The organism is Methanobrevibacter gottschalkii DSM 11977 (genome assembly GCF_003814835.1).
In the GTDB taxonomy this organism is placed as follows: domain Archaea; phylum Methanobacteriota; class Methanobacteria; order Methanobacteriales; family Methanobacteriaceae; genus Methanocatella; species Methanocatella gottschalkii.
The window spans coordinates 327,412-338,806 of the sequence record NZ_RKRG01000002.1 but is presented as its reverse complement, the minus strand read 5'-3'; the positions used below and the strand labels follow the sequence as shown (position 1 = coordinate 338,806).

The 11,395-nt window shown below is 32.4% G+C and carries 11 protein-coding genes and 2 tRNA genes; 1 reads left to right on the top strand and 12 read right to left on the bottom strand.

Annotated elements, in window-relative coordinates:
- Nucleotides 1-36: 36 nt before the first annotated feature.
- The 6 genes from EDC42_RS09805 to EDC42_RS05465 form a co-directional block, all read right to left on the bottom strand.
- A complete protein-coding gene (locus EDC42_RS09805) occupies nucleotides 37-270 on the bottom strand; it encodes a DUF4143 domain-containing protein (protein ID WP_255360567.1) in 234 nt (77 codons plus the stop codon).
- Nucleotides 233-625 (bottom strand): DUF4143 domain-containing protein, encoded by a 393-nt coding sequence (locus EDC42_RS09800; protein WP_255360566.1) that lies wholly within the window; start codon nucleotides 623-625, stop codon nucleotides 233-235. The genes EDC42_RS09805 and EDC42_RS09800 overlap by 38 nt, the downstream gene beginning before the upstream one ends.
- Before the next feature lie 47 nt (nucleotides 626-672).
- Nucleotides 673-801, bottom strand: a complete 129-nt coding sequence (locus tag EDC42_RS09795) for a hypothetical protein (protein ID WP_255360565.1) — start codon at nucleotides 799-801, stop codon at nucleotides 673-675.
- 376 nt (nucleotides 802-1,177) lie between these two features.
- The gene (locus EDC42_RS05475; RefSeq protein WP_069574518.1) at nucleotides 1,178-2,629 is read right to left on the bottom strand and encodes an ATP-binding protein; all 1,452 of its coding nucleotides are present in this window, start codon (nucleotides 2,627-2,629) and stop codon (nucleotides 1,178-1,180) included.
- A 283-nt stretch (nucleotides 2,630-2,912) separates the two neighbouring features.
- Nucleotides 2,913-3,608: an endonuclease/exonuclease/phosphatase family protein gene (locus EDC42_RS05470; protein ID WP_069574517.1), complete on the bottom strand. Its 696-nt coding sequence runs from the start codon at nucleotides 3,606-3,608 to the stop codon at nucleotides 2,913-2,915.
- 12 nt (nucleotides 3,609-3,620) lie between these two features.
- A complete protein-coding gene (locus EDC42_RS05465; RefSeq protein WP_069574516.1) occupies nucleotides 3,621-4,538 on the bottom strand; it encodes a DUF5655 domain-containing protein in 918 nt (305 codons plus the stop codon).
- Nucleotides 4,539-5,027: 489 nt separating this feature from the next.
- Here EDC42_RS05465 and EDC42_RS05460 point away from each other — a divergent pair, with 489 nt between their 5' ends.
- Nucleotides 5,028-6,218: an AAA family ATPase gene (locus tag EDC42_RS05460; protein WP_069574515.1), complete on the top strand. Its 1,191-nt coding sequence runs from the start codon at nucleotides 5,028-5,030 to the stop codon at nucleotides 6,216-6,218.
- A gap of 332 nt (nucleotides 6,219-6,550) precedes the next feature.
- On the opposite strand, the gene EDC42_RS05455 is transcribed toward EDC42_RS05460, so the two are convergent.
- The 6 genes from EDC42_RS05455 to EDC42_RS05430 form a co-directional block, all read right to left on the bottom strand.
- The gene (locus EDC42_RS05455; protein WP_069574547.1) at nucleotides 6,551-7,750 is read right to left on the bottom strand and encodes an ATP-binding protein; all 1,200 of its coding nucleotides are present in this window, start codon (nucleotides 7,748-7,750) and stop codon (nucleotides 6,551-6,553) included.
- Nucleotides 7,751-7,925: 175 nt separating this feature from the next.
- Nucleotides 7,926-8,849: a DUF1848 domain-containing protein gene (locus tag EDC42_RS05450; RefSeq protein ID WP_069574514.1), complete on the bottom strand. Its 924-nt coding sequence runs from the start codon at nucleotides 8,847-8,849 to the stop codon at nucleotides 7,926-7,928.
- 25 nt (nucleotides 8,850-8,874) lie between these two features.
- Nucleotides 8,875-10,032: a thiolase domain-containing protein gene (locus EDC42_RS05445; RefSeq protein ID WP_069574513.1), complete on the bottom strand. Its 1,158-nt coding sequence runs from the start codon at nucleotides 10,030-10,032 to the stop codon at nucleotides 8,875-8,877.
- 12 nt (nucleotides 10,033-10,044) lie between these two features.
- Nucleotides 10,045-11,082 carry a hydroxymethylglutaryl-CoA synthase gene (locus EDC42_RS05440; RefSeq protein ID WP_069574512.1) on the bottom strand — a complete coding sequence of 346 codons (1,038 nt, stop codon included), beginning with the start codon at nucleotides 11,080-11,082 and terminating at the stop codon, nucleotides 10,045-10,047.
- Nucleotides 11,083-11,228: 146 nt separating this feature from the next.
- A tRNA-Gly gene (locus tag EDC42_RS05435) sits at nucleotides 11,229-11,302 on the bottom strand.
- Nucleotides 11,303-11,313: 11 nt separating this feature from the next.
- Nucleotides 11,314-11,387 (bottom strand) — tRNA-Gly (locus EDC42_RS05430).
- Between the last annotated feature and the right edge of the window lie 8 nt (nucleotides 11,388-11,395).

Below are 11,395 nucleotides of genomic sequence, written 5' to 3'. Positions count from 1 at the left end.
AAAAAACTTTATTATATTTCTTTAAATCATCATCCCCTAATTTTTTAGTTTAAGTAAGTTTTCCGCTCCCTTTTCAATTTCACGACTGCCCAATTTAAATTCTATCAATGCATATCTTCCATCATTTAGATATATTACACAATCTGCTTCAAGACCGCTGTCATCATTGTAATATAACACTTCTCCGTTGACTGAACTTGAATAAACCAGCAGGTCACATATACAGAGGTTTTCAAATATGAATCCAAAGGTTTCGAAGTCTTTCAGCAATTTTTTCTGGTGTCAAGTTAAGGCTTGCCACTGCTATTGATGGGTCAGTGAATTCTTTTTTGTGGGATTTTCTGATTGTGTTTGCAGATCTGATATTTGGCGACCATGCAGGAATGTCCTGAATAACATATAACCTTTCAAGGGCATTGATGTATAAATTATATGTTGGTGCAGAGATATCTCCGTGTTCAGTTCTTACATCTTTCATGAGTGTTTTTTTAGTTGGCAGTGCTGATATGTTCCGAGCATATGATTTTAAGATTGCTTTTACCCTTTGGGGGTTTCGTTTAACACCATCTACTTCTGAAACATCACTATTGCATATTATGCCTATGTAATCGGATACAATTGCCAATTGCTGTTTTTTGGTTTTTTTGTTTAGGGAATCGGGTCATTCCCCTCTCAGGCGGCAAATATCAAATCGGGTATTGTCAAATTTGATGTTACACCATCAATGTTTAAATCATGATTATTGAATAATTCCATTAATGAAATTTCACCTGTGGATTCACAGCTTTCATATAAACTCATCGGACGCATTACGATTCTTTTTATCCTACCTGCTTATTCCAATGATTCCTTCAGTTCACGGTCAGTATATCTTGGCAAATATTTTTTCATCACAATCACTTTTTAAATTTTTCACCCATTTCATTTTATACTTTTCACTAAATTTATTTTATATTTTTCATCCATTCTCGAGTGTCCTCCAAAAATCCAGAATTAATTTTTGAAACTGATTAAAAGTACTTCCATTCAAAACAAAGAAAAATTCGCATCAAAAAAATTACTTTTGACAGACACTTCCATTATTAACAAATAATGAACAAAAAGTAGTGGAATTATCCGCTAATTTTTAGTGAAATCTCTTATATCTAAAGAACAAATATTACTTATCCCTGTCTCGCTATAAAAATGAAAATGTTTTTGGAGATATATAAATTACATCATCATCTTTTTTTAGAGAAGAATAGTTATTTGCAACCACTATGCCATATTCACAATCATATCTGTTAATGGCATGTTTGATCTGCAGTTTCTTTTTCTTTCCACGTCCCACCTCAATTGGGATGATGTTTTCTGAATCCTTATGAATCAGAAAATCAACATTTCTTTTTTTGTCTGCATCATAATAAACTGTGAAATTTGTGAATTGCCTATTGGATAAGTTAAACAAATTTGACGCTACAAGATTTTCCAGAAGCAGACCTTCATAATCATCAGTTCCCAATAATGGGTTTCCTATTTTAGCTGACAGGGCGTGTCTGATGCTGGGTGCTGCAAAATAATATTTCCATGATTTTTTAACCCTTTTGGCTGAACCTCCATATGGTTCGCAATGGAAAATCAGATGAGTTTTTTCAAGCAAATCCAATATTTTGTTTACATTTGCGGTTGATGTTTTCAGATAATTTGCCAGATTCGCCTGTGTTAACTCACCCGGCTGTTGGAGGGCGAGATATCTCAATATACGTTTTGCATTGGATTGATTTTCAGAGGAAATCTCTTTTATCTGCGGCATGTCTTTTGTAATGACCCTTTCTGTGATTTCAACCAAGTCCTCACAGATTTCCCTATGGGACTTTTTGTCAAATAATATTGGAAAACCGCCGAATTTATAATACTCGTCCCAATCTGTTGAAGAATAATCCAAACAATTGGTCAATAAGTTATTTGCCTCAAATTCAGAGGCTGCCGCATTGTCAATATTTCCAGTGAATACCAGTTCTCTTAAATCATCTGATAGACTTCCCACATCAATGCCATACTTTAATTTCAGATGCTGTGTGTAGTTTAGTGGAGTTACGGATTTTTTGCGCATCCTTCTTGCAAGCTCATCGCTGCGTTCCAGATGAAGAGCAGATGAACCGGTAAATATCATGAAAATGTTATAAGATTTGTCATATATGACCTTACCGGATAAAGCCCAATTTTTATCGGTTTGTGATTCGTCGACGAATATGAAAACCTTTTCATCCAAATTCCTTATGTTTGCATGAAATATGTTTTTCAGGTATATTTCAACCATCTGCCTTATACTGCATTCAACCAGATCATTTAAATCGTCAAAGGAAATGTATAATACATTACTGGGAGGAATGTCCCTTTCTTTTAGGAGATATTCATATGCCTGCAGAACCAGCGTTGTTTTGCCAACGCCCCTGAGGCCCGGCAAAACTATAATCTTATTTGATGTATCTTCATTTAAAAAAGTGTCCATGTATCCTTTTATCTCATCCAGTTCCTCTCTGGAGTTGAATTTTTCATTGTTTTTAGATAACTCTTTGTTCAAGATATTGGGAACATCAGTCAGTTCTTCCTTAATGAAATTTGTGATTAATTCTTCCTTTTCAAACATGGCAATCCCCTGATTTCTTCATATTCAAATATTTGAATTAACCAATATAAATAATTATTCAAATATTTAAATAATTATATATAAAAGACTGTTCAAATATTTGAATAATAGTATTTTAAATTAATTCCTAATTAAAGACTAAATTACCGAATATATATTGAATTAGTAAAAAAAGTAATTTTACGAAGAAAAAAACAAAGAATAAAAAGAAATTATTTGACCAAAAAAGCAAATAGTACCGATATTCACTTAAATTTTAACATGGTTTCAACAAGGTTATTTTTTAAATTTTAAAGATTAACGGTACATGATCACTTAACTGTAGCCATTTGTCTGCATCACCAATTTCCAAAGCTTTAACTTTATCTGATGACGAAAATATATGATCCAAGTGATAAGGTTTATCCAAGTGCCTATACATGTAAAAAGTTGGCGTAGTTTCCTCACCTTCATTTTCACCAGTTAAATGGTGATATATGTCTACAAGACCACATTCAGACAATTTTTCAATTACTTCATAAACATTCTTGGCATGAGTGCCTTTTAATCTTACATCACAATTAAAATCTCCACAGATAATCATGTCTTCATTGAAGAATCCTGAATCCTTGTGTTCTTCGTAATATTTGGTTATTTCTTTAGGATAATAAATTGTTTTAGTGCCATCCATATCAGGATTGGTCCAAACACCTAAAAGATTAAAATCATCATTAACAGTAAATGGTATGAAATATCTGAGTCCCTTATCATCCAAATCTACCAATTCTAATTTTACATTATCTTTAGCAAATATTCCAAGACCATAATATTGGTTTTCACCAACCCAATAATAATTGGAAGAAAATTCACTATATTCTTTTAAATTAATTATTTCAGGATTTTCACATTCCTGAATTACATAAATATCAGCATCTTTTTCCAGAATAGCTGGAAACTTTTCACTGAATTTACCGTTGGCATTCCAAGTAACAATTTTCATATTAAGGCCTACTTAAATTTTTTCATCGTAAGATTGTTTAAATAACTTATTGAAATAATATAAATCATCTTCTGAAGAGATTACATACTCATAATCACCTACACCATGATGTCCAATATTAGACACATTTCTAACTTTGCCTTCGGAATCTCTTAATTCAGTTTCTTTTAAATTAATCCATGTTTTCAAAGATTTTGATAAAACACTTACAGTAGCAACCATTTTATTATTCACTTTAATTGCAACATAATATTTCCAATGGTTAATTTCAATATCATCATAATTGGATAAAATTAATTCCTTTAAATTATCATACAAAGATTTAATGTCATCGGATTTGTTCATTAAAGTATCTTCTTCCGTGTATTTTTTAATTTCCTTATTGACCTTATCTTTACTAGTGTTTTCTTTGGTAATTTGTTTTATTGAAGCTTGAGTATCAGTATTATTAACTTTATCAAATAAAACAGTACCATTAGAATATTTAACTACTTTCCATAATTCAAAAGCTATATCAGAAAATTCAACAGACCTTAATTGATAAGTAGTATAGCTTGGAGAGATAAACATTACATTGGTTTGTGAAAAATCAAACTCATCTTTAGATAATGCAGCATTACAAACAAGATTATACTTTAAAACAAATTCTGCTTTGTTATTAAGCAATAGGGATAAATAGCTATATCCTTGGTCGATAACACTATAATTTTTTACATTCTTATATTCAATAATTACAAAAGAATTAGTTTCTTCATTGAATGCTAATGTATCTATTCTTAAATTGTCAACCTGAAATTCAGTTGCAATAAATTTTAAACCGAATAGTTCTTCAAGGTTTTTTTCGGTTAAAATCTGTAATTCCCTTTCGTTTTTAAATTTTACCTGTTTAATTGGAGTTAATGTTTCTCCATCAATATTATATATTGGCATGTTAATCTCCTTTAAATAAAGTCAACTTTAGGTCTTGCTTCTTCCTAATTTCTTATACATTCTTCTGGTTGCTGAGTTGGATTCAATAGCTAAATGCAGGATAATTGTAAGAAATGTAATTTTCAATTTCCGGTATTTAAGTTGACTTGACTTCCTGTAAACATAATATGCCAGTGTATTGAGCTATTATCTCTTATAACAATCCTTTTCCAATAATGGATTCAAATCCATTAACATTCCATGATATAATTTTCATTGAAACCACTCAGTTGTAATATGTTGTTAATAACTTATGTTGGTCAATAAATTTATAATTAATGTGGAATTATCATCAACACCATACTTAATTGAATCCGTATTTTAAATAATCAGGATTATATATAATGAAAAATACATTATATTACAAAATATAATGAAAAGTTAATTACATAATTCAAAATACAATACATAATATTATATAATGAAAAACACATTACTTGAGGGAAACAGATGGATGAAATTGCAAGCATAACAGATACAAATTTAACCGAAACACAATTTTTCAATCGAAGAGATGAAATCAACATATTATCAAATTTATTGATCAGCACTGAATTCAACTCCGCACCCACAATACTATTAACAGGAATTAGAGGAGTTGGAAAAACAGCCCTCATCAAAAAAATCAGAAATAAATTTGAAAGGGAATATTTAGTTGTAGATATCGATTTATCCAGAAGCAGTGCATATCAACAGAAAAATCTCACAAGGGCAAGCATGATAAAAATAATCTACGACTCAATCATCAGATCATCCAAAGAATTCGGCTTAAAAACAATCAGCAATCAAATAGAAAAATATTTTAAAACAAAAAATTTCAAAATAGATAAACTCTTATCATACGAACACATCCCCATCCCAATCTTTGAAAGTGAAGACAATTATGAGAGATTGGCGGAATTTGTAATGGAACTGCCTCAGAAAATTTATGAAGACAATAATGATAAGATAAAAGGAGTTTTCATATTCATTGATGAAATCCAATTAATCAAAGATTTGGGAGATGAATTGAATGGATTTTTATGGTATATGCGCAGTTTCATTCAAACACAAAAGAATGTTGCATACATCTTTTGCGGAAGCATGAGCCTGAAAGACAGTTTAATAAATGACTTAAATGGAAATAAAGGGGCATTTGGAGGGAGGATGCTGACAATTGAAGTTCAACCATTTTCAAAAAAGACCACTGAAAACTATATCAAATCAATGAGAAGAAACATCCAACTAGACCATGGAGGATTTGAAAGATTTTACAAATGCACACGTGGAATTCCTTATTACATCAACATATTTGCAAAATATCTTCCAGAAAACCTAACATTAAGTGAAAATAACATAAGCGAATTATTCAAGGATTCAATTGATTATCTTGCAATCCATTTCGTATACATGTGGTCCAAATTAACATTCCAGGAACAGAAAATCATAATTTCACTACTTGAAAATCCAAAAAAGAGAATAGAAGTGGCAAATTCCCTCAAAGTAACTAGCGGATCACTAAACAGACCCTTAAATCGCCTTCTGGACTATGATTTAATTGAATATGCAAATGACAAATATCAAATTACAGACCCGATATTTGGATATTGGCTTAAGAACAGTTATGAAAAAAATGGAATATACCCATTTAGAAGCATTTAAAACAACCTAGTTTGAGTGTCAATGTAGATAGGTTCCCTAACCTCTTTTACAACCTCCCCAATAATCAATGGCTAATCCAGATTATGCAGTTTTTGATTCTTTTTAACCGGCTCCATGTTGGCGTTTGCATAACAGTATTGAAATTAGCTACTGCTTTTTTGATTTTTGTTTGATATATTACGAACAAATTATAGTAAAAAGTAGCGGAATTATCCGCTAATTTTTAGTGAATTTTGTTTCATATAAAAACAAATATTACTTGTCTTCAAAAAATTATTTAAAAAACAAAATGAGTTTATAAACTCCCTAAAAAAGAATATGAATTCCAGATGTTAAATCACTTCATTATCCCTTAAAAAATCAATTAAATTCAAATGAATGATTCCATCATGAGACATGTCCGCATCATCCATGGTTATTACGTATTTCGGATAATTATCTGAAATATTATTTAACGGTTTAAATTCCCTTTCAATAGTTTCTTCACTTGCCAATAAATAAGAAACTTGAATATAAATGAGTTTATTTTGTTTTTTGCATACAAAATCTACTTCCAAGTTATCAACTTTACCGATGGTGATTTCATATCCTCTTCTTAAAAGTTCCAAATAAACAATATTTTCGATTGCACGAGTGATATCCCTTTGATTGTTTCCTATTATTGCCTGTCTAAAACCCAAATCACATATATAATATTTTTCATCATGTTTTAATATTCTTTTACCCTGTAAATCTTCGCGCTTTACCTGATAAATCAGGCATGCATTTTCAAAGAATTTCAGATAATTGTAAATTGTATTTACAGATAAGTTTACCATATCTTGCTTTAGTCTTTTATGAATTTTATTTGCGGAAAAGGGCTGGCTAATGTTATACATTACAAATCTCATAATTCTATCCAACAAGTCAACATTTTTAACATTATTTCTTTGAATTATATCTTTAAGGACAATAGAATTGTATAAATCAATCAGAATTAATCTTTTATCATCACCCCTGTAGTCAAATGTTGAAGGCATACCCCCATCTTCCAAATATCTGTAAAAATGAGATTTGAAATCAGAAGTAATTTCATAGTACTCAAGATATTCCCTAAAAGAAAATGGATATATGTTTAATTCCACATAGCGGCCGGATAAATATGTAGCAAACTCGCCGGACAATAATTTTGAGTTTGATCCGGTAATATATATGTCATAATTTTCTTTTGCAAAGTAAGAATTGATTAATTTTTCCCATTGGGGAACAATCTGTATCTCATCAAAAAATAGATAAATTTTACCATCAATATTTTCAGTTTTATTAGATATGAACTCTTCAAGCTTTTTAATATTATCCATTTCAAAATAATCACTTAATTCAAAGTTCATCCAAACAATATTCTCCTTTGGGGTTCCTTGTTTTATTAATGAATCAATAATTTGTTTTAATATGGTTGACTTGCCGGAACGTCTTGCTCCTATTAAAACTTTAATAATATGTTTATTTACAAAAGGATTAATTTTATCAATATAATCTTTTCTTTGGATGATCATTAAAACCACACTTCTTTTTATAATTATTAATTTATCATAACTGTAATATAAAGTTTTCAGTATATTGAAAAGTAAATACTAAAATTAATATTATTTTCAGTTAACTGAAAATCAATATGAAAATTAGAAATATATTTCAAGCAAATGAAATTTAAATATGGAAATGCACTAATCAAATGAATCTTTGTTGTGTATCAATATAGCTAGGTTCCCTAACCTCTTTTACAACATCACCCTCTTTAACATCCCCGATCAATAATGGTGAATTTGAATTATGCAGTTTTTGATTCTTTTTAACCAGCTTCATGTTGGTGTTTGCATAGCAATACTTGCATCCATGCAGGCAGGTATTATATGCTCCGATATCCCTTCCAAATATACAGTCGCATTCACGGATTCTATATTTTCCTTTAGGGATTTTTAAATTTTTACCAATAGCTTTTTCGATTACTTCCTGAGTCATGCATCCTCTTGAATCAAAGCCGAACTGGTCAAGCAAAGTTCCTTCAACACATGTTTTCATTTTAATATTGTGTTCATTAGCTGTTTTTGAAAATTCCCTGCCTATAATTAATTGTTCATCCTGAGTAACTTCCTTTGAATTGGGAAAGTTTCTCAAGACCTTTTGATACAAATCAATGAAACTGATTGTACAATCATTCGTATAATCCCCAAGTTCAGATGCCATTTTATCAAACATTTCAATATGGAAATCCAGATTATATTTTTCAGATATGAAAATGGGGTCATATCTCCAGGATACTTTGCCGATTCCCAAATGTTCAGACAACTTTTTGAATGATTTCATTACGTTTTTATAACCTGGAACATTGGGTTCCATATCTTTTCCATAAGGAGTTATTGTTACAAACCAGTATTGTCTGAAATCATCCAGCTTATCCAAACTAGCAATCATCGGTTTTGGATTCTTAGTACAAAAACACAAGCAGTCAATTATTTTTGAATCCAACGGATATTTATAAATATCATCATTGTATGGGTTTCTGGTGCAGACTGAACCTTCATCAATTCTGTTTAAAAGCCATTTACTGAAAAAAGCGGGAATGTCAGTTCTGGAACCTGTGTTAATTATCATGAAAAAAGAAAAAGAGTTAAGAGATTTATAAATCTCTTCCGAAAATGTGTACAGCTGCAGTACCTCCGGTACCTCCAATGTTGTGAGTCATACCAATTTCAGCACCATCCACTTGACGTGCACCGGCCTCTCCTCTAAGTTGCCATACTACTTCGGCAGCCTGAGCAATACCGGTTGCACCTAATGGGTGTCCACGTGCTTTAAGACCGCCGGATGTGTTGATTGGGAAATCACCATCAATTTCAGTTTGACCTTCTTCAATAGCTATTCCACCTTTACCTTTTTCAGCAAATCCTAAGTCTTCTACAGCTAAAAGTCCATTGATTGAGAAACAGTCATGAACTTCAGTCAAGTCAATATCCTTTTGTGTAACTCCAGCCATTTCGTAAGCTTTTCTGGATGCGACTTTTGTAGATTCAATGGTAGTTAAATCTTTTCTGTCATGTAATGTTAAAGTTCCAGAAGCCTGTGCAGAAGCTTTTACATAAATTGGAGTATCAGTATATTTCTTAGCATCTTCCGCAGGCACCATAACAACAGCTGCCGCCCCGTCAGATACAGGGGAACAGTCAAATAAAGTCAATGGGTCCGCTACCATGGTTGCATTTAAAACTTTATCTACAGTAATTTCAAACGGGAATTGTGCATTCGGGTTTTTAGATGCATTTTTATGATTTACTACAGAAAACTGCGCCAACTGTTCACGGGTAGTACCGTATTCATACATGTGCCTTTTAGCAATCATTGCATATAATGATGGGAAAGTAGCTCCCTGCTGTGCTTCCCATTCTTTATCAGATGCAGTAGCAATAGCCGGAGTAGCATCAACGACATCGGTCATTTTTTCCACACCTGCAGAAATTACCACATCATGGAATCCTGAGGCAACAGCCATGATTCCCTGTCTTAAAGCCAAACCGCCGGATGCACAAGCAGCTTCAACTCTTGTGGTTGGAATTGGATTAAGACCAACATGATCAGATATAAGAGCAGCAATGTGTTCTTGCTCTACAAAAAGTCCAGATGACATATTTCCGACAAACATTGCTTCAATGTCTGCACCATCAATTTCAGCATCCACTAAAGCTTTTACACCTGCTTCAGCAATTAAATCTCTAAATGATGAATCCCATAATTCACCGAATTTTGTTTGTGAAACTCCTACAATAGCAACATCTCTCATATTCAAGCCCCCTTACATTTTAATTTTACCTTTGAATTTAGCATATACAGCATAATCAACATAGGTTTTTTTACTGATGATATCTTCTGTTTTCGGAGCCAATTCTCTTCTCTCTTCAATTTCATCTTTGACAGTTATTGCAAAACCATCACTTCCAGCACCGGATCCATATGAAATAACAAATATTTTATCTCCAGGTTCTGCAACATCTAAAATATTAGACAACGCTAAAGGTACGGCACCGGAATAAGTGTTTCCAATATTAGGAGTGAGTAATCCTCTTTCAATCTGTTCAGAAGTGAATCCTAATTTTTTACCTGCCCTTAAGTAAAACTTACCATTAGGCTGGTGGAAACAAGCATAATCATAGTCTTCAGCAGCGGTATTGGTTTCATCGAATAACATTTCGGCAGCGCTTAAAACATGTTTAAAGTAAGCCGGCTCTCCTGTAAAACGTCCACCATGAGATGGGTAAGGCTCACCCTCCCTTCTGTAAAAATCAGGAGTATCAGTTGTATAGCTGCAAGTGTGTTCAATATCGGCAACAGTATTATCATTACCAATAATATATGCGGCCCCGCCAGCAGATGCAGTGTATTCTAAAGCATCACCTGGTGCTCCTTGAGATGTATCAGCACCAATAGCTAAAGCATAATCAACCATATCAGATTGAACAAGTCCCATAGACATTTGAATGCCAGCAGTTCCTGCTTTACAAGCAAATTCCAGATCCGCAGCAGTTAATTTTGGAGTTGCACAAACTGCTTCAGCAACAATTGAAGCAGTTGGTTTTACTGCATAAGGATGTGATTCGGAACCGACATAAACCGCACCAATATTTTTTGGATCAATCTGAGCTCTTGCTAGAGCGTATCTAGCAGCAGTAACTGCAATTGTTGCAGTATCTTCATCAGAAGAAGGTACGGATTTTTCATTAACGATTAATCCTCTTGATAAAGCTACAGGGTCATCTCCCCAAACTTTAGCAATTTCTTCTACTTTAATTCTATATGAGGGAACATATGCCCCATATCCTACAATTCCTACCATTAAATCACCTTAAAATAATTATTAAAGAAATTACAAATTAATTTAATTATTTATATTATCTACTTAGTCTTATATAAAATTAACTAAATATTGAATAATTTTCTAAAGAAAACAGGAATATTAAAAAAAGAAATTTATATAAAAGGTGCAGTTGCCGGGATTCGAACCCGGGTTGTAGGCTTGGAAGGCCCAAGTAATAACCAGACTATACCACAACTGCTATAAAAAAAATGCGGCGTCCGGGATTTGAACCCGGGTCTCTAACGTGGCAGGCTAGAGTCTTAACCAGGCTGGACTAACACCGCATGTAACT

What these genes read in the sequence shown, in the direction of transcription:
- EDC42_RS09795 (WP_255360565.1), bottom strand. Translation starts at nt 801, where the DNA reads ATGAGTTTATATGAAAGCTGTGAATCCACAGGTGAAATTTCATTAATG.
- EDC42_RS05475 (WP_069574518.1), bottom strand. Translation starts at nt 2,629, where the DNA reads ATGTTTGAAAAGGAAGAATTAATCACAAATTTCATTAAGGAAGAACTG.
- EDC42_RS05470 (WP_069574517.1), bottom strand. Translation starts at nt 3,608, where the DNA reads ATGAAAATTGTTACTTGGAATGCCAACGGTAAATTCAGTGAAAAGTTT.
- EDC42_RS05465 (WP_069574516.1), bottom strand. Translation starts at nt 4,538, where the DNA reads ATGCCAATATATAATATTGATGGAGAAACATTAACTCCAATTAAACAG.
- EDC42_RS05460 (WP_069574515.1), top strand. Translation starts at nt 5,028, where the DNA reads ATGGATGAAATTGCAAGCATAACAGATACAAATTTAACCGAAACACAA.
- EDC42_RS05450 (WP_069574514.1), bottom strand. Translation starts at nt 8,849, where the DNA reads ATGATAATTAACACAGGTTCCAGAACTGACATTCCCGCTTTTTTCAGT.
- EDC42_RS05445 (WP_069574513.1), bottom strand. Translation starts at nt 10,032, where the DNA reads ATGAGAGATGTTGCTATTGTAGGAGTTTCACAAACAAAATTCGGTGAA.
- EDC42_RS05440 (WP_069574512.1), bottom strand. Translation starts at nt 11,082, where the DNA reads ATGGTAGGAATTGTAGGATATGGGGCATATGTTCCCTCATATAGAATT.